Here is a 16,315-nt window from a genome sequence, read left to right as displayed (position 1 = left end):
GCACAGGCGAGGCGGAAAGTGCTCGCGACATCCTTTGTTTGGTGCAGGCCTGCGATCAGGGTGATTTTCTGTCAGCGCTGTGCTATTGACTCCGCCCGCGCGCTCACCACATTGGCGCGTCCTGAACATTTCTAGATTGAAACCCTGAACGAAACGGCCAAGGAGACCACGACCATTCGCAGACCTTTCAAAGCAGCGGCGCCCACCAAAGATGGCCCGCGCTCCAACCGTGATATCCGGGTTCCCCGGGTCCAACTGATCGACGCCGATGGCCAGAACCGCGGCGATATTTCCATCAACGACGCATTGCTGCTCGCCGAAGAGGCAGGGCTCGATCTGGTCGAGATCTCGCCCAATGCGGTGCCGCCTGTCGTCAAAATTCTCGATCTCGGCAAATTGAAATACGCCAACCAGAAGAAGGCGGCCGAGGCGCGCAAGAACCAGAAGGTCATCGAGATCAAGGAGATCAAGATGCGCCCGAACATCGACAGCCATGACTACGAAACCAAGATGAAGGCCGTGCGGCGCTTCTTCGAGGAAGGTGACAAGGTCAAGCTGACGCTGCGCTTCCGCGGCCGCGAGATGGCGCATATGGAACTCGGCATGCAGCTCCTGAACAAGGTGCGCGAGGAGACGGCTACCATCGCCAAGGTCGAAGCCGAGCCGAAGCTGGAAGGCCGCCAGATGATGATGGTGCTGGCCCCGCGCTAGATCAGTTCGGGCGTTGCGCTCTAAATCCGCCTGAATCCTGTCTCATGGCGTCCCGGCGATCGGCGGGACGCCGATTCTCCTGTCCAGACGCCGCGATCGCCGGCAAAGCTTCTCGACGATCGGATTCCCGACATGGCCAATGAAATCAACCCTGCGCCCATCAAGGAGCTGGGCGGCTACCAGCACATGCGCCGGATGGTGCTTGCGGTGCTGGTGGTGGTGCTGTTTGCGGCACTGCTGTTCGGCCAGTCGACCTTCCCGCCCGATACCCCGGTGCATGAAACGATCGAGATGGTCGGCGTGCTGCTGATCTTCCTTGGCGTCGTCGGCCGCTTGTGGTCGACACTCTATATCGGGGGGCGCAAATCCTCCGAAGTGGTCACCGGCGGACCCTATTCGATCACCCGCAATCCTCTCTACGTGTTCTCGACCGTTGCCGCCGCCGGCGTCGGGGCGCAGATCGGCTCGTTCTCCGGCATCGTCCTGTTTGCGCTTTTGTGCGCCGGCGCCTTCCACATCGTCATCCTGCGCGAGGAACGGTATCTCAAGGAGGTTCTCGGCGCGCCCTACACAGCCTATCTGGCGCGGGTGCCGCGTTTCTTCCCCCAGCTGTCGCTCTACCAGGAAGGCGACACCGGCAGCTTCAAGCCGCGCCTCTTGCTGACCACCTTGCTCGACGGGCTGGTGTTTCTGGTGGCGTTGCCGGTGTTCGAGACCATCGATGGTGCCCAGCAATCGGGCATTCTGCCGGTGCTGTTTAGGCTGCCCTGATCGCGGAGAGAGCGTCGCAGCCGCTCGGGTGTTGCGCGCCAGCCCGCTTTGACGTATAGGACCGCCGTTCCAAGAAAACCGCCCGGCAGGGCATGCCGTGGCGGTTTCATTTGCTTTTCGGGCTTTTGGTCCGCCCGAAGCGAACAAGAAGCGCGATTGTGCGCCACCAATACGGAGTAGCAAAATGCCCAAGATGAAGACCAAATCGGCCGCCAAGAAGCGGTTCAAGATCACAGGTACGGGTAAAGTCCTGTCGGCTGCGGCCGGCAAGCGTCACGGCATGATCAAGCGTTCCAACAAGTTCATTCGAAATGCCCGCGGCACGATGGTTCTGGCTGAACCGGATGGCAAGAAGGTCATCAAGAATTTTCTGCCGAACGGCCTCTGAGCATTCGGTTTCAGGAACAGCGTTTAAGGAGATCATGACATGGCACGCGTAAAAAGAGGCGTCACCTCGCACGCCAAGCACAAGAAGGTCCTGAAAGCCGCGAAAGGCTTCTACGGCCGCCGCAAGAACACCATTCGCATCGCCAAGCAGGCGGTCGAAAAGTCGATGCAGTATGCGTATCGCGACCGCAAGAACCGCAAGCGCTCGTTCCGCGCGCTGTGGATCCAGCGCATCAACGCCGCGACGCACGAGCATGGCCTGACCTATGGCCGCTTCATCGACGGCCTCAACAAGTCCGGTATCGAGATCGATCGCAAGATCCTGTCCGACATGGCCATCCATGAACCGCAGGCGTTCGCCGCACTCGTGGCCAAGGCCAAGGTCGCGCTCGAATATCTGAAGAACACCACCCCGAATGCTTTTGAAAGCGCTGTCGCCTAGAGCATGATGCCAAAAAGTTGCTGACTTTTTGGACAACATCATGCTCAGGGAAATTTAGCGAGGAGCGCGATCTTTCCGAAAAGTCTGCAACTTTTCGGGATCGGCCTCCGAGCCCAGCGCTTCCCAGCATTCGCAATTCTGATTGGGGAACCCGCGCTGGCACGGCTGGCGCGGGTTTTTCTTATGGCTGAACTTTCAACTTGAAAGTGACTTTCACCTCAAAGTTGACTCCCAACACAGCGAGTTTGACCGTGAACGACATAGCTACCGGCTTGGATACTCTCGAAAACTCCCTGATGGCCGACGTCGCGTCGGCCGCCGATGAGGCTGCTATCGAAGCCGTGCGCGTCGCGGCTCTCGGCAAAAAGGGGTCGATCTCGGAATTGCTGAAGACACTGGGCGCGATGAGCGCCGAGGAGCGCCAGGTCAAGGGCCCCGCGATCAACGGCCTGAAGAACCGCGTCACCGAAGCGCTGACGACACGCAAGGCCGAGCTGAAGGATGTGGCGGTCACGGCGCGCCTTGCCGCCGAGACGGTCGACGTGACGCTGCCGGTGCGGCAATCGCCGGCCGAGCGCGGCCGCATCCATCCGATCAGCCAGGTCATCGACGAGATCGCGGCGATCTTCGGCGATCTCGGCTTTGCCATCGCAGAAGGTCCCGATGTCGAGAGCGACTATTACAATTTCACCGCGCTGAATTTCCCCGAAGGGCATCCGGCGCGCGAGATGCACGATACCTTCTTTTTCCAGCCGGACGAAAAGGGCGAGCGCAAGCTGTTGCGCACGCACACCTCGCCGGTACAGATCCGCACCATGGAGAAGCAGAAGCCGCCGATCCGCATCGTCATTCCCGGCAAGACCTACCGGCAGGATTCCGACGCTACCCACTCGCCGATGTTCCATCAGGTCGAGGGGCTGGTGATCGACAAATCGGCCAATGTCGCCAACATGAAGTGGGTGCTGGAAGAATTCTGCAAGGCTTTCTTCGAGGTGCCGCAGGTCAAGATGCGCTTCCGGCCGTCGTTCTTCCCGTTCACCGAGCCAAGCCTCGAGGTCGACATCCAATGCGACCGCTCGCGGCCCGGCGAAGTGCGCTTCGGCGAAGGCTCCGACTGGATGGAGATCCTCGGCTGCGGCATGGTCCACCCCAATGTGCTGCGCGCCGGCGGGCTCGATCCCGACGAATATCAGGGCTTTGCCTGGGGCATGGGAATCGACCGCATCGCCATGCTGAAATACGGCATGCCGGACCTGCGCGCCTTCTTCGACGCCGATGTCCGCTGGCTGTCGCATTACGGTTTCCGGCCGCTCGACATGCCGACGCTGTTCGGAGGTCTTTCCGCATGACGGCGCCGCACGCCGGTGGCTGCCGCTGCGGCGCGGTACGGTTCGAGGCCTCGGTCGAACCGCACCATGTCAGCTATTGCCATTGCGGCGATTGCCGGCGCGCCAGCGGCGCGCCGGTGTCGGCCTTTGTCGGCTTCCTTACCGAGCAGGTGGCTTTCACCGGCAAGGCACTGAAGATGTACGAGAACGGCCCGGTTACACGCTCGTTCTGCGGCATTTGCGGCTCGCCTATCGCCTATGTCGACGAGCGGCTGGAAGACCACATCTATTTCATGCTGGGCGCCATGGACATGCCGGCTTATTTCCGGCCGACGCACCATGCCTATGTGCGCGAGCAGCTGCCCTTCGTGCATATGCCCGACGACTTGCCGCGCCATTTGAAGACAAGCGTGCCCAGACCCGATGGACAAGGTCCGGGCGGGTACAGACAAAACGGAACATAGTGATGAAACTCACCCTTTCCTGGCTCAAGGATCATCTCGACACCGACGCCACGCTCGACGAGATCGTCGAGAGGCTGACCTCGATCGGCCTCGAAGTCGAGCATGTCGACGACAAGGCCGGCCTGAAGCCGTTCGTCATCGCCAAGGTGCTGACGGCGGTGCAGCATCCCGACGCCGACCGGCTGCGGGTGCTGACCGTCGACACCGGCAATGGCGCAGCCCCTGTCCAGGTGGTGTGCGGTGCGCCGAATGCCCGCGCCGGCCTGATCGGCGCCTTCGCCGCGCCCGGCGCCTATGTGCCCGGTATCGACGTGACGCTGACCGTCGGCAAGATCCGCGGCGTCGAGAGCCATGGCATGATGTGTTCCGAGCGCGAGCTGGAGCTGTCGGATGAGCACAATGGCATTATCGACCTGCCGGCCGATGCGCCTGTCGGCACCAGCTTCGCGGCTTACGCGCATCTCGACGATCCGGTGATCGAGATCAATCTGACGCCGAACCGGCCGGATGCGACCAGCATTTACGGCGTCGCCCGGGACCTGGCGGCAAGCGGGCTTGGCCGGCTCAAGACCGCGCCGGTCGAAGCGGTCCCTGGCAAAGGTGAAACGCCGGTCAAGGTGACCATCGAGGCGCCGGAGCTCTGCCCCGGTTTCGCGCTGCGCCTGGTGAAAGGCGTGAAGAACGGGCCGTCGCCGAAATGGCTGCAGCAAAGGCTGATCGCCATCGGCTTGCGCCCGATCAGCGCGCTGGTCGACATCACCAACTACGTCACCTTCGACCGTGGCCGGCCGCTGCATGTGTTCGATGCCAAGAAGGTCGCCGGCAATCTCGTCGTGCGCCGCGCACGCGACGACGAGAAGGTGCTGGCGCTTGACGGGCGCGAATACACGCTGACGCCGCAGATGTGCGTGATCGCCGACGACAATGGCGTCGAATCGATCGCCGGTGTCATGGGCGGCGAGCATTCCGGCTGCGACGAGAACACCACGGACGTGCTGATCGAATCCGCTCTTTGGGATCCGATCACCACGGCCCGCACTGGCCGTACGCTCGGCATCATCACCGATGCCCGTTACCGTTTCGAGCGTGGCGTCGACCCAGAATTCATGGTGCCCGGCGTCGAGCTGGCGACAAAGCTTGTGCTGGAGTTCTGCGGCGGCGAGCCGACGGAAACCGAGGTCGTTGGCTATGCCGGCTACAAGCCTAAGATCGTTTCCTTCCCGATCTCGGAAGTAAAGCGGCTGACCGGCACCGAAGTGCCAAAGGCGGAAAGCCTCGACATCCTTTCGCGCCTCGGCTTCGAGCCGCAGGGCTCGGACGACATCGTCGATGTGGCGGTGCCGTCCTGGCGGCCCGATGTCGATGGCAAAGCCGACCTGGTCGAGGAAGTCATGCGCATTCACGGCGTCGACAACATCGCGCCGCAGCCGCTCGGCGCTCATGAAGCGGTCAATTCCAAGATCCTGACGACGCTGCAGGTGCGCACCCGCATTGCTAAGCGCTCGCTCGCCGTGCGGGGCATGCTGGAGGTTCTCACCTGGTCGTTCATCCCGGCCAAACACGCCGAACTGTTCGGCGGCGGCCAGACGGCGCTGAAGCTCGCCAATCCGATTGCAGCCGACATGTCCGATATGCGGCCCTCGCTGTTGCCCGGCCTGATCGTCGCCGCGCAGCGCAATGCCGACAAGGGCATCGGCGATGTCGCGCTGTTCGAGGTCTCCGGTACCTATGAGGGCGACGGCCCCGACCAGCAGCGGCGCGTTGCGGCCGGTGTGCGCCGCGGCACCGCCAAGCTCGACGGCTCCGGCCGCAGTTGGGCCGGCAATTCCGGTCCGGTCGGCGTATTCGACGCCAAGGCCGACGCGATTGCAGCGCTGGAAGCCTGCGGCGCCCCGGTCGACAGGCTGCAGATCGAGCCAGGCGGTCCGGCCTGGTACCATCCCGGCCGCTCCGGCACGATCAAGCTCGGCCCGAAGACCGTGCTCGGCACGTTCGGCGAATTCCACCCCAAGACGCTGGAGGGGTTGGACGTTTCCGGACCGATCTGCGGTTTCGAGGTCTATATCGACGCCGTGCCGGAACCGAAGGCCAAGCCGACGAAAACCAAGCCGAAGCTCGAGCTGTCCGCCTTCCATGCGGTGAAGCGCGACTTTGCTTTCGTCGTCGACAAGGCGGTCGAGGCCGGTACGCTGGTGCGCGCGGCGCTCGCTGCCGACAAGAAGCTGGTCACCGGCGTTTCGGTGTTCGACGTGTTCGAGGGGGCATCTCTCGGGGCCGCCAAGAAGTCGATTGCCATCGAAGTGTCTATCCAGCCGGTTGAAAAGACGCTCACCGACGAGGATTTCGAGGCGCTGGCCAAGCGCATCGTCGACAATGTCGGCAAGCAAACGGGCGGCATGCTGAGAACGTAGAGCGGCTAACGCCCGCCCTACATATTTCGCCTTCACGCAATTCTTAGGGAAAGCGCGTCTTAGGGAAAGCGCGGCGCGCTTTCCCAGGAAAACCGCTACACACTTTTTCCTGGAATTGCTTCTGAGGATTGCCGGCAGTTGCGAATCGCTCTCCAAAGGGCGATGGACCATCTGCGCTATTCCGGTCTGCCGTTCGAAGCCCAGCGCGAAGCGTTTCTCGCAATGGTGTTGGCGGATGCGCTCGTCAGCGACGCGCTGGAGCGGGCCCGCACGCTGGCGTTGCCGGACTGGCTGGTGGTGTCCGGCGCGCTCTACAACAGCATCTGGAACCATCTGACCGGCAAGCCGCCGGGCTACGGCATCAAGGATGTCGATCTCTTCTACTTCGATGACAGCGACCTGTCCTACGAGGCCGAGGACGCGGTCATCCGCCGGGCGGCGCAGCATTTCGAGGGGCTGGCTCTGCCGGCCGAGGTGCGCAACCAGGCACGGGTGCATCTGTGGTATCCGCAGAAATTCGGCCAGCCCTGCCCGCGCTATACGAGCTCCAGCGAGTCGGTGAGCTATTTCGCCTCGAAGACGCATGCGGTCGGGGTGCGATACGATGCCGACGAGCAGCTTGAGATCGTGGCGCCGTTCGGGCTGGATGACCTCTTCGCGTTTCGCATCACGCCCAACCGGCTGATGGATAACAGGCGCACGCATGAGGCGAAGGGGGCGAGGGCGAAGGCGTGCTGGCCGGAGATTACGGTGGTGCCTTGGTGATACGAAATGGCGGCGCGAGGCACCCCCCTCTGGCCTGCCGGCCATCTCCCCCGCAAGGAGGGAGATTGGCAGCTTCATCGTTGGCGCACTTTCTGCAACGTTGGTGATTGGCGAAAACAGCGACGACAGCCGATCTCCCCCCTTGCGGGGGAGATGTCCGGCAGGACAGAGGGGGGTGCCGCGCGCTGACTTCTCAGGGCGCCAAGCTCCCCCGCTTGTTCACCCATTCACCAGCGCCAACAGTTCCTCCGTATAGCGCTTGCCAACCACCTTATCCGGCGACAGCGCGTCGCCAATCGCCGCCACCTCGGCCGCGCTCAGCTCGATCCCGACCGCCGCCGTGTTCTGCTCGAGATGGCGTATCTTTCTTGCGCCGGGGATCGGCACGATGAAGTCGCCCTGGTGCAGCACCCAAGCCAGCGCCAGCTGCGCCGATGTGACGCCTTTTTCCACCGCCAGCTTTTCCAGCGTCGCAACGACCTTGGCGTTTGCCGCCATGGCGTCGGCCTGGAAACGCGGCAAGGTGCGGCGCCAATCGTCGTCGCTGAGGGCCTCGGGCTTGGCGATGGTGCCGGTGAGCAGGCCGCGACCGAGCGGGCTGTAGGGGACGAAGCCGATGCCGAGTTCGCGGCAGACATCGAACACTTCGTCTTCGGGGTCGCGGCTCCAAAGCGAGTACTCACTCTGCACGGCAGCGATCGGATGCACGGCGTGCGCCCGGCGGATGGTGGCGGCACTGACCTCCGACAGGCCCAGCGCCCGCACCTTGCCATCGCGCACCAGCTCGGCCATGGCACCGACCGTGTCCTCTATCGGCACGTCGGGATCGACGCGGTGCTGGTAGTAGAGGTCGATAACATCGGTATCGAGCCGCTTCAGCGAGGCTTCCGCCACCGCCTTGACGTGCTCCGGGCGGCTGTCGACGCCGACCATGCGTTCGAGGCCTGAGCCTTCCTCGGAAATCTTGAAGCCGAATTTGGTGGCGATCGTCACCCTGTCGCGCACCGGCTTCAACGCCTTGCCGAGAAGGATCTCGTTCTCAAAGGGACCATAGACTTCGGCGGTGTCGAAAAACGTCACGCCGATCTCGACAGCGCGGCGCAGCGTGGCGATTGCGTCAACCTCTGCCTGACCGCCATATGCGAAGCTCATGCCCATGCAGCCGAGGCCGACGGGGAAGACTTCGAGCTCAGTACCAAGTTTGCGGGTTTTCATGGCGCATCTCCTTGTTGCGATGAAACAGAGATAGCGCCTGGCTTTACGTTCGATAATTGGCTGTCATTCGCACGGGCTGTTCTATAAAATAGAGCAATGAACCGAGCGCATCTTTCTCAACTCGCTGTACTGGCAACAGTCGCCCAATGCGGTAGTTTTCGCGGCGCGGCGCGCGAACTGGCCATCGCGCCCTCGGCAGTTAGCCATGCCGTGTCCAGCCTGGAGGCGCGGCTCGGCGTGCGGCTTTTGGCGCGCAGCACCCGCAGCGTGGCACCAACGGAGGAGGGCGCGCAGCTGCTCGAACGGCTGCGGCCGGCGCTGTCCGAGATCGATCTGGCGCTGGAAACGGCGATCGAGGCGCGCGACCGGCCGGCCGGGAACCTGCGGCTGACCGTGCCGCGCACCGCGGCCCACCTGGCATTGACGCCCAGGCTCGGCGGCTTTGCCGCGGCCTATCCCGACATCGTGCTGGAAATCGTCATCGAGGATCGCTTCACCGACGTCGTCGAAGGCGGCTTCGATGCCGGCGTGCGGCTCGGTGAGAGCCTGCAGCGCGACATGATCGCGGTGCGCATCGGACCGGACCTTCGCGGCGCCGCGGTCGGCGCGCCATCCTATTTCGCGACCATGCCAAGACCCCGCCATCCGCGCGATCTTGCCGACCACCGCTGCATCCGCTTCCGTTTTTCCAGCGGCATTCTTTACCGCTGGGAATTCGAGAAGGATGGCGAAGAGATCGAGATCGCGGCGCAAGGGCCGCTGATCCTCGACGAAGACCATCTGATCGCCCAGGCAGCGGTCGACGGCGCAGGGCTCGCCTTCGTCTTCGACGATTATGTGCGCGCGCCGCTCGCCGACGGCCGCTTGATCCGCGTGCTGGAAGACTGGTGTCCGCCCTTCGACGGTTTCTTCGTCTACTACCCCAGCCGCCGCCAGATGCGCCCGGCGCTGCGGGCGTTTGTGGATTTCTTCAAGGTCGGTGCTTAGCCACCTCCCCCTTGTGGGGAGGGTGGAAGAAAGCCCAGCTGCCATTCGTTCACCAGCCATGCCGGCATTCATCACCAACAACTCAACCCGCTACGGCTGGGCGGCGATCGTCCTCCACTGGCTGATCGGCATCCTGTTCATCGGCCAGTTCATGCTCGGCTTCATCATGGTGCGGTTGACCAGCCAGCGCACCGCCTTCGAGCTGATCCAGCTGCACAAATCCTTCGGCTTCCTGCTGCTCGGCCTCCTCATCCTGCGCATTGCCTGGCGGCTCGGCAATGCGGCCCCGGCCTTGCCGGCCTCGGTCGGAGGCCTGGAGCGTCGGACGGCGCCGCTGGCGCATCTGGCACTTTATGGCTTCCAGCTCGCGGTGCCGCTGTCCGGCTGGGCACTGGTTTCGGTGTCGATGCTGGAGATCCCCAGCATGCCGTTCAACCTTTTCGTGATGCCGAACCTGCCGCTCGGCGTGTCCGATGCGGCGGAAAACTTCTGGGCGGCAGCACACTGGTATCTCGCCTATGCCGGCATTGCCTTGGTTGCGCTGCATGCGCTGGCGGCGCTGCGGCATCATTTCTGGCTGCGCGACAGCGTGCTCACGCGCATGATCACGCCTTCGTCAGATCAGGACATGGAATAGCGCGCGCCGCGCATTCGTTCATTGGAGTGAGGGCGCAACACTTCGCCTGCCCCAGTAAGGACAAAACCCATGTATGCGCGCATCTTCGGATTGGCGGCTGTTGCCGCTTGCCTTGCCATGCCTGTCTCCGCCGCTGTGGACCTCGGCGACGCCGCCGGCAGCTACACGGTCAACCCGGCCAGCTCCAGCATTCGCTTCTCCATCGGCAAGGTCGGTGGCGGCGGCCTCGACGGCGCCTTTGGCCGCTTCAAGGGCTCCATCCGCATCGACAACAGCGATGTCGGCCGTTCCGCGGTCAACTTCACCATCTATCCCGAAAGCGTCGGCACCGGCCAGGGCCGCATCGACGCCTTCCTGCGCTCCGATGCGGTGTTCGACGTGGCCAACAGCCCCGAAATCCAGTTCCGCTCGACCAGCGTAACCCGAACCAGCGACACCACGGCGCTGGTCAGCGGCCGGCTGACGGCGCGCGGCAAGACGTTTGCGGAAAAGTTCACTGCCGAGCTCGGCGGGCTGAAGGGCGGCGTCATTAAATTCCACGTCACCGGCAAGGTGCTGCGCTCCCGGTACGGCATGGATGTCGGCACGCCGATCTATTCGAATATCGTCAATTTCGACATGACGCTAACGGGCAAGCGAGGCTAGCAGGACCAGCGATCCGCATTGGCTTTTCCTGCAATTTCGGGCAAACCTCCTCGCCTGTAAATCGATAGGAGAAGCCTGATGTTCCGATGGGGTGTTTTGTCGACGGCCAAGATCGGCCGCGAGCAATTGTTGCCGGCAATCGTCGAGGCCGAGAATGGCGTTTTGTCCGCGATCGCCAGCCGCGACCTGTCGAAGGCCGAGGCCCTGGGCGAGCGGTTCGGCGCCAGGCATGCCTTTGGTTCGTATGAGGAGCTGCTCGCTTCGAAAGACGTCGACGGCGTCTACATCCCGCTGCCGACCTCGCAGCATGTCGAGTGGACGGCCAAGGCCATCGAAGCGGGCAAGCATGTGCTGGTGGAAAAGCCGCTGGCGCTCGACGCCAAGAATATCGCACCGCTGATCAAGCTGCGCGACCAGAAGAAGGTGCTGGTCTGCGAGGCCTTCATGGTCATCTACCACCCGCAATGGATCAAGGTGCGCGATCTCATCGCCGATGGCGCCATCGGCCGGCTGCGCCATGTGCAGGGCGCCTTCTCCTATTACAATGTCGATCCCACCAACATGCGCAACCAGCTCGATCTCGGCGGCGGCGCGCTGCCTGATATCGGCGTCTATCCGACGGTGTCGACGCGGTTTTCGAGCGGCAAGGAGCCACTGCGCGTGCAGGCGACGATCGAGCGCGACAAGAAATTCGGCACCGACATCTATTCCTCGATCCGCGCCGATTTCGGCGATTTCGAACTGTCCTTCTATCTGTCGACGCAGATGGCGGCGCGGCAGGTGATGGTGTTCCACGGCGAGAAGGGTTTCATCGAGGTGTTCTCGCCGTTCAATGCCGGGCTCTACGACCATCACCGCATCGAATTGCACAACCAGAACCATACGGAGGCGCAGGTGTTCCGCTTTCCCGGCACGCAGCAATACCGGCGCGAGGTCGAGACGTTTGCCAGGGCGGCACAGGGTGGCAAGGAGCGTGTCTTCACGCTGGAGGAGTCCGTGCTCAACCAGAAGGTCATCGACGCCATCTTCCGCGCCGGCGGCAAGGAAGGCTGGGAGGCCGTCTGATACAGCAATCTTAGCGGGTAATTTCATGGGAGAAGGGCGTCCGCATTGTGCATGCGGACGCTCCTTTCCTGTTGAACTGACGATCTCACGCGCCTCTGAGCGTCAGGTGCAAGGTCTCGGCGAAGCGGTCGGGATAGGGCGCAAAGCCCATGTGGTCGCCGGGGAAGGCGGCGCGCTTGCTGCCGAGCCCGTCGGCCAGCGCCTTGCCCATGCCGTCGATCGGCTGGCCGATGGACTCTTCGCCGATGCCGACCACGACCGGGCGGCCGCGCAGCGCCTCGATATCAGGACGGTAGAGCGACAGCGGCATGACGCCATGCGCCAGCCAGTATTCGAAATTGCCGCTGACCCTGGCAAAGGTCTCGGCCTCCTCGGGCGACGGTTCGAACGAAGGCGGTCCGTCCTGCGGCCCGGCTTCATCCTGACCCGGCCCTTCCGACAGGCTGTTCTCGCTGAAGAATTTCTGCATCGCCGCCTCGACACCCTGGCTGCGATAGGTGTCGTGCAGGTCGCGCATGCCGGCCAGTGACGGCGACGGGTCGTCGAGCAGCATCATGCTGGGCGGCTCATGCGCCACCAGTGCACGAACCCGGCCGGGATGGCGGGCGGCGAGGTTGAGCCCGATCTGGGCGCCGCCGCTGGTGCCGAACACATAGGCCGGTCCGGCGCCAAGCGCCTCGATCAATCGCGCGGCATCGTCGCCATGGACATCGAGGTCCTGCTCTTGCGGCTCTCCGTCGAAGGTGCTGCGCGAATTGCCGCGCGGATCATAGGCGACCACCGTGTAGCGGTCGGCGAGGTGGCCCGCGACATCGGCGAAGACGCCGGCGTCCTGCGGTCCGCCGGGGATTATCAACAGTACGGGGCCGGAACCGCGCATCTCATAATAGAGGCTGGCGCCCGGTACTTTCAGCGTCGACGTTTGGGGGGTCATGTCCATCTCTCCTGTTGTTCTCATGTCAAAGTTCGGCTTTGCGCCGGGTCCGATCATTTGCTGGCGACAACCATGCGGTTGCCCTCGCTGTCGCGGAATTCGGCGACTGTGCGGCCCGGCTGCCAAGGCGCTTCCTGCGGCTCGGTGATGATTTCGACGCCGCGCGCCTTCAGGCCCGCGACCGTTGCCTCGACATCGCCATCAACGAGCACCAGCACGGGCTCAGTGCCCGGCGTGTCATCGGGGCGTTTGACGAAATGCAAATTGGTGACGGCGCCGGGAAATGTCAGCTCGATCCAGCGCCAGCCGCTGTCGCCCATCAGCTGGTCCTCCGCCACTTGGCAAGCAAGATGTCCGGTGTAGAAGGCCTTGGCGCGGTCCTGGTCGAACACCGGCAATTCGGCAAACTGGATGTGCATGATGGGTCTCTCCTGCTCCTGGACGGCTGCCGCGCAGCCGTCGACGGGAAAGACGATCCGGACGATCGAAAAGATTCGCCGGGCGACGAATCTTTTCGAGGCCGCGAAACGTCTTCTCTGTGCAGAGTTGAAAAACAGGAGACGACAATGGGCTACAATCTCATCCGCTACGGCGTGAAGGACGAAAGCATCGCCGAGAACCGTATGCTGGTTGCACAGGTGTTCGAGGCACTCGACGACACGAAGCCGCAATCCGTGCGCTACCTCGTCCTGGAACTGGAGAATGGCGAGTTCATCCATCTTGTCAGCCAGGATGGCGACGGCCTGACGGGGCTCGCAGCCTTCAAGGCCTTCAGCGCCGATCATGCCGGGCGCCGCTCGACGCCGCTTGCCAGATCGCCGGCAAAGATCGTCGGCAATTATCGTATGCTGGCCGGCGAGGTCGTGCCGGCTTGAATGCAAAGACCGGCATTTTGGGAACGGACAGGATGAACACAGCAAAACTCGACCGCGTTGCCCTGGAGGCGATGCTCGGCGCCTTGCGACCGAAGCTGCACCGCTACTGCGCCCGCATGGCCGGCTCGGTGATCGATGGCGAGGACATCGTCCAGGAGACACTGATCAAGGCACTGCAGGCCATCGACGGCGACGCCACCGTTGGGCGTCCGGAGCAATGGCTGTTCCGCATAGCCCACAATGCCGCGCAGGATCATCTGCGCCGGCGCCAGCGGGAGCAGGCGCGCATGAGCGAGACCGACATGACGACGATCGAAGACCCCTCCGCAAGCGCCGATGCGAGGCTCGCCACCGCCGCCAGCCTGCGAAGCTTCATGCAGCTGGCAACAGTGCAGCGCAGCGCCGTGATCCTTGTCGACGTGCTTGGCCTCAGCCTGCACGAAACCTGCGAAGTGTCCGGCGCGACGCTGGCCGCGACCAAGGCAGCGCTGCATCGCGGGCGGTCGCAGCTGCGCCTGCTGGCGTCACAGGACGAGCAGGCGCCTGCCCCAAAGCTCGACGCCGACGACGAGCGGCGCCTGCGCCGCTATGTCGACCTGTTCAACGCGCGCGACTTCGACGCCGTGCGCGCGTTGATCGCCGAGGATATCCAGCTTGAAGTCGTCAACCGCACCCGCATGCGCGGCAAGGCGCAGGTTTCCAACTATTTCGGCAATTACGACCGTGTCCAGGACTGGGCGCTGTCGCTCGGCTTCGTCGACCGCAGGCCGGCCATCCTGATCCGCAACCCGCAAACGGGAGATGACGCCGTGCGCGGCTTCATGCTGGTCGACTGGCAGGATGGAAAGGTCAGCCATATCCGCGATTTCCGCTACGCGCCCTATTGCCTTGCCGATGCGGACATCCGCTTCATCGACGAGTAAGCATCGGCCAGAGAGCGCGGACTTCGCGCCTCAGGCGAAGCTTTGCAAATTGGCGTCCTGCAGCTTGGAGCCGGCGAGCAAGGCCTCGAGCACCTGCTTCTTGAGCGACAGGCACTGCGAGCGGGCAAGCTTTGCGATGGCCGAGACTTCGGCCAGCTCGCAGGCAAGCACCAACTCCTTCTGCTGGCCGATGATCGCTTGCGTGAAGTCGCGCGATTTGAAGCCGAGATGGAGGACACGCTCCGACTGGTCGAGCGTTTGGTCGAGCAGGCGAACCAGCCGCAGATTGCCGGAGAGTTCAGCCAGGGCCAGGCGAAAGGCGCGGTCGGCCGCCAGAAAGGCGACATGGCTGCGCAGCGTCTCCGGCTTCAGCACCTTCTGCGCCGCCAGCCTGATGTCGTCGAGCCCGCGTTCGGTGAGGTTTGCCGCGGCCACCCGGAACACTTCCGGTTCGATCAGGCTGCGGAGGTCGAAGATCTCGTTGACGTCGCGCAGGCTAAGCGGTGCGATGACATAACCGCGGCGCGGCTCGCTCTTGATCAGCCCTTCCTGCGTCAGGCGGGCCAAAGCCGAGCGGATCGTCGCCTTCCTGATCTGGTAGCGGTCGCCGATCTGCTTTTCGGTCAGGCTTTCGCCGGGTTGCAGGACGCAGGCGACGATGTCGCTCTTCAGCTGCTCATAAGCTTCCTCGCTGCGCAATATGTCGGCGGTCGACGGCGCCTTGACGGCGGACGGTGACACTGATTTCGGAAGAGCCATATCTGCCTGCCCGTTTGGTCTGCCCGCGTGGTCTGCCCGCGTAGTCTGCTTGCCCGTTCGACCATCCGGTTGACGGGTCTGCCGGCATTCGCTAGCCTGAGCATCTCAGTTGTATTGGTTGAGCTTCCCAATGGAGATGACGACAAATGCCTCTTGCCGCCAACTCGCCTCTTTACGCCGTAACCTCCGATATCGTCAACGCAGCCAAAGGTGCTCATGCCTTCGAACGGGTCAAGGCGGTGCTGCGCGAACACACCGACCGCTTCCATGCATCAGGCGTGCTCGCGCATGAGGAAGACGACGATGAGGTGCTGCTGCATGCCAGCCCTGACTTGACCATCTACCACATCACGCTGTCGCCCGGCCTGCAGTACCCGCCGCACAACCATCTGATGGATGCGCTGATCGGCATCTACAAGGGCAGCGAGACCAACTTCATCTATCCCGTCGACGGCAGCGAGATCGATGCGCCGGAACGCCACGACGTCGCGGCGCCCGCGGTGGTGCACATGACCCCTGATACTGTGCACGCGGTCGCCAACACCGGCAACGCCCGCTCAGGCGCCCTGCATGTCTATCTCGGCAATCTTACCGAGACCCACCGCCACATGTGGAGCCCGGACAGCACCCACGCCGAGCCGTTTGACAATGAGCGGTATCTGGCTGGGGCGAGGCCTATTGGGCCCTAACTGCCGAGTACGGATTGGCCGAACTCGATCAGGGGTGACGGTGTCGCCGTTTACGATTGCAAACCGCTTGGGTTGCGGGATCGAATGCCATCGGCGGCCGCTTTGCGGCATTATCGAGCCAGCAGGCCGAATTCTCCTCGGCCAATCCCGGGTTGAACGTTGAGGGGAGGCCCTGACCGTTGTCGAGGTGACTCGGATCGGCAAGGGCCTGCGCGATATCGAAGGACACCACGAGACTTAGCGGATGCCACACCCATCCGGCGCTGAGCAGCCGCCTCCCACCCGTTTGTAGCCGCGTGAGTACATA

The 16,315-nt window shown here is 63.3% G+C and carries 19 protein-coding genes; 15 read left to right on the top strand and 4 right to left on the bottom strand.

Annotated elements, in window-relative coordinates; all coding sequences use genetic code 11:
* The first annotated feature begins 174 nt into the window (after positions 1 to 174).
* The 8 genes from infC (at position 175) to NKI64_RS20650 (ending at position 7,279) form a co-directional block, all read left to right on the top strand.
* A complete protein-coding gene (gene infC, locus NKI64_RS20685) occupies positions 175 to 711 on the top strand; it encodes a translation initiation factor IF-3 (RefSeq protein WP_023744911.1) in 537 nt (178 codons plus the stop codon).
* A gap of 132 nt (positions 712 to 843) precedes the next feature.
* A complete protein-coding gene (locus NKI64_RS20680) occupies positions 844 to 1,482 on the top strand; it encodes a methyltransferase family protein (RefSeq protein WP_023681388.1) in 639 nt (212 codons plus the stop codon).
* Positions 1,483 to 1,666: 184 nt separating this feature from the next.
* Entirely contained in the window at positions 1,667 to 1,870 is a 204-nt protein-coding gene (gene rpmI / locus NKI64_RS20675; protein ID WP_006201248.1) for a 50S ribosomal protein L35, read from the top strand.
* Positions 1,871 to 1,909: 39 nt separating this feature from the next.
* Positions 1,910 to 2,311: a 50S ribosomal protein L20 gene (gene rplT, locus NKI64_RS20670; RefSeq protein WP_023672281.1), complete on the top strand. Its 402-nt coding sequence runs from the start codon at positions 1,910 to 1,912 to the stop codon at positions 2,309 to 2,311.
* Positions 2,312 to 2,607: 296 nt separating this feature from the next.
* The gene (pheS, locus tag NKI64_RS20665) at positions 2,608 to 3,660 is read left to right on the top strand and encodes a phenylalanine--tRNA ligase subunit alpha (protein ID WP_032891898.1); all 1,053 of its coding nucleotides are present in this window, start codon (positions 2,608 to 2,610) and stop codon (positions 3,658 to 3,660) included.
* Positions 3,657 to 4,103: a GFA family protein gene (locus NKI64_RS20660; protein ID WP_023681387.1), complete on the top strand. Its 447-nt coding sequence runs from the start codon at positions 3,657 to 3,659 to the stop codon at positions 4,101 to 4,103. The genes pheS and NKI64_RS20660 overlap by 4 nt, the downstream gene beginning before the upstream one ends.
* Before the next feature lie 2 nt (positions 4,104 to 4,105).
* The gene (pheT, locus tag NKI64_RS20655; RefSeq protein ID WP_023681386.1) at positions 4,106 to 6,514 is read left to right on the top strand and encodes a phenylalanine--tRNA ligase subunit beta; all 2,409 of its coding nucleotides are present in this window, start codon (positions 4,106 to 4,108) and stop codon (positions 6,512 to 6,514) included.
* A gap of 162 nt (positions 6,515 to 6,676) precedes the next feature.
* On the top strand, positions 6,677 to 7,279 hold the full coding sequence (locus tag NKI64_RS20650) for a nucleotidyltransferase family protein (protein WP_023681385.1): 603 nt from the start codon (positions 6,677 to 6,679) through the stop codon (positions 7,277 to 7,279).
* Between the two features lie 219 nt (positions 7,280 to 7,498).
* On the opposite strand, the gene NKI64_RS20645 is transcribed toward NKI64_RS20650, so the two are convergent.
* The gene (locus NKI64_RS20645; protein ID WP_023681384.1) at positions 7,499 to 8,494 is read right to left on the bottom strand and encodes an aldo/keto reductase; all 996 of its coding nucleotides are present in this window, start codon (positions 8,492 to 8,494) and stop codon (positions 7,499 to 7,501) included.
* Between the two features lie 96 nt (positions 8,495 to 8,590).
* Between NKI64_RS20645 and NKI64_RS20640 the strand changes: the two genes are divergently transcribed.
* From NKI64_RS20640 to NKI64_RS20625, 4 genes are all read left to right on the top strand, one after another.
* Positions 8,591 to 9,481 (top strand): LysR family transcriptional regulator, encoded by an 891-nt coding sequence (locus tag NKI64_RS20640; RefSeq protein ID WP_023681383.1) that lies wholly within the window; start codon positions 8,591 to 8,593, stop codon positions 9,479 to 9,481.
* A 58-nt stretch (positions 9,482 to 9,539) separates the two neighbouring features.
* Positions 9,540 to 10,118, top strand: coding sequence for a cytochrome b (locus NKI64_RS20635; RefSeq protein ID WP_023681382.1), 579 nt, complete (start codon positions 9,540 to 9,542; stop codon positions 10,116 to 10,118).
* A gap of 69 nt (positions 10,119 to 10,187) precedes the next feature.
* On the top strand, positions 10,188 to 10,763 hold the full coding sequence (locus NKI64_RS20630; RefSeq protein ID WP_023681381.1) for a YceI family protein: 576 nt from the start codon (positions 10,188 to 10,190) through the stop codon (positions 10,761 to 10,763).
* Positions 10,764 to 10,841: 78 nt separating this feature from the next.
* The gene (locus NKI64_RS20625; RefSeq protein WP_023681380.1) at positions 10,842 to 11,828 is read left to right on the top strand and encodes a Gfo/Idh/MocA family protein; all 987 of its coding nucleotides are present in this window, start codon (positions 10,842 to 10,844) and stop codon (positions 11,826 to 11,828) included.
* An 85-nt stretch (positions 11,829 to 11,913) separates the two neighbouring features.
* On the opposite strand, the gene NKI64_RS20620 is transcribed toward NKI64_RS20625, so the two are convergent.
* Together NKI64_RS20620 and NKI64_RS20615 are read right to left on the bottom strand one after the other, a co-directional pair.
* Positions 11,914 to 12,762 carry an alpha/beta hydrolase gene (locus tag NKI64_RS20620; protein WP_245261692.1) on the bottom strand — a complete coding sequence of 283 codons (849 nt, stop codon included), beginning with the start codon at positions 12,760 to 12,762 and terminating at the stop codon, positions 11,914 to 11,916.
* A 53-nt stretch (positions 12,763 to 12,815) separates the two neighbouring features.
* Positions 12,816 to 13,181, bottom strand: a complete 366-nt coding sequence (locus NKI64_RS20615; RefSeq protein WP_023672270.1) for a VOC family protein — start codon at positions 13,179 to 13,181, stop codon at positions 12,816 to 12,818.
* Between the two features lie 147 nt (positions 13,182 to 13,328).
* Between NKI64_RS20615 and NKI64_RS20610 the strand changes: the two genes are divergently transcribed.
* Together NKI64_RS20610 and NKI64_RS20605 are read left to right on the top strand one after the other, a co-directional pair.
* On the top strand, positions 13,329 to 13,637 hold the full coding sequence (locus tag NKI64_RS20610; RefSeq protein WP_023681378.1) for a hypothetical protein: 309 nt from the start codon (positions 13,329 to 13,331) through the stop codon (positions 13,635 to 13,637).
* Positions 13,638 to 13,669: 32 nt separating this feature from the next.
* A complete protein-coding gene (locus NKI64_RS20605) occupies positions 13,670 to 14,560 on the top strand; it encodes a sigma-70 family RNA polymerase sigma factor (protein WP_023672268.1) in 891 nt (296 codons plus the stop codon).
* A gap of 30 nt (positions 14,561 to 14,590) precedes the next feature.
* Here NKI64_RS20605 and NKI64_RS20600 read toward each other — a convergent pair whose 3' ends face one another.
* Positions 14,591 to 15,319 (bottom strand): GntR family transcriptional regulator, encoded by a 729-nt coding sequence (locus NKI64_RS20600; protein ID WP_023672267.1) that lies wholly within the window; start codon positions 15,317 to 15,319, stop codon positions 14,591 to 14,593.
* A 146-nt stretch (positions 15,320 to 15,465) separates the two neighbouring features.
* Between NKI64_RS20600 and NKI64_RS20595 the strand changes: the two genes are divergently transcribed.
* A complete protein-coding gene (locus NKI64_RS20595; protein WP_023828836.1) occupies positions 15,466 to 16,008 on the top strand; it encodes an autotransporter in 543 nt (180 codons plus the stop codon).
* Positions 16,009 to 16,315 lie beyond the last annotated feature (307 nt).

Source organism: Mesorhizobium sp. M0478, assembly GCF_040321305.1.
Lineage (GTDB): Bacteria > Pseudomonadota > Alphaproteobacteria > Rhizobiales > Rhizobiaceae > Mesorhizobium.
This window is presented reverse-complemented; position numbering and strand designations above follow the sequence as displayed.

Excerpts from the sequence above, each read along its gene's own strand:
- NKI64_RS20680 (WP_023681388.1), top strand. The coding sequence starts at position 844 with ATGGCCAATGAAATCAACCCTGCGCCCATCAAGGAGCTGGGCGGCTAC.
- rpmI (WP_006201248.1), top strand. The coding sequence starts at position 1,667 with ATGCCCAAGATGAAGACCAAATCGGCCGCCAAGAAGCGGTTCAAGATC.
- rplT (WP_023672281.1), top strand. The coding sequence starts at position 1,910 with ATGGCACGCGTAAAAAGAGGCGTCACCTCGCACGCCAAGCACAAGAAG.
- pheS (WP_032891898.1), top strand. The coding sequence starts at position 2,608 with ATGGCCGACGTCGCGTCGGCCGCCGATGAGGCTGCTATCGAAGCCGTG.
- NKI64_RS20660 (WP_023681387.1), top strand. The coding sequence starts at position 3,657 with ATGACGGCGCCGCACGCCGGTGGCTGCCGCTGCGGCGCGGTACGGTTC.
- pheT (WP_023681386.1), top strand. The coding sequence starts at position 4,106 with ATGAAACTCACCCTTTCCTGGCTCAAGGATCATCTCGACACCGACGCC.
- NKI64_RS20650 (WP_023681385.1), top strand. The coding sequence starts at position 6,677 with ATGGACCATCTGCGCTATTCCGGTCTGCCGTTCGAAGCCCAGCGCGAA.
- NKI64_RS20645 (WP_023681384.1), bottom strand. The coding sequence starts at position 8,494 with ATGAAAACCCGCAAACTTGGTACTGAGCTCGAAGTCTTCCCCGTCGGC.
- NKI64_RS20640 (WP_023681383.1), top strand. The coding sequence starts at position 8,591 with ATGAACCGAGCGCATCTTTCTCAACTCGCTGTACTGGCAACAGTCGCC.
- NKI64_RS20635 (WP_023681382.1), top strand. The coding sequence starts at position 9,540 with ATGCCGGCATTCATCACCAACAACTCAACCCGCTACGGCTGGGCGGCG.
- NKI64_RS20630 (WP_023681381.1), top strand. The coding sequence starts at position 10,188 with ATGTATGCGCGCATCTTCGGATTGGCGGCTGTTGCCGCTTGCCTTGCC.
- NKI64_RS20625 (WP_023681380.1), top strand. The coding sequence starts at position 10,842 with ATGTTCCGATGGGGTGTTTTGTCGACGGCCAAGATCGGCCGCGAGCAA.
- NKI64_RS20620 (WP_245261692.1), bottom strand. The coding sequence starts at position 12,762 with ATGACCCCCCAAACGTCGACGCTGAAAGTACCGGGCGCCAGCCTCTAT.
- NKI64_RS20615 (WP_023672270.1), bottom strand. The coding sequence starts at position 13,181 with ATGCACATCCAGTTTGCCGAATTGCCGGTGTTCGACCAGGACCGCGCC.
- NKI64_RS20610 (WP_023681378.1), top strand. The coding sequence starts at position 13,329 with ATGGGCTACAATCTCATCCGCTACGGCGTGAAGGACGAAAGCATCGCC.
- NKI64_RS20605 (WP_023672268.1), top strand. The coding sequence starts at position 13,670 with ATGAACACAGCAAAACTCGACCGCGTTGCCCTGGAGGCGATGCTCGGC.
- NKI64_RS20600 (WP_023672267.1), bottom strand. The coding sequence starts at position 15,319 with ATGGCTCTTCCGAAATCAGTGTCACCGTCCGCCGTCAAGGCGCCGTCG.
- NKI64_RS20595 (WP_023828836.1), top strand. The coding sequence starts at position 15,466 with ATGCCTCTTGCCGCCAACTCGCCTCTTTACGCCGTAACCTCCGATATC.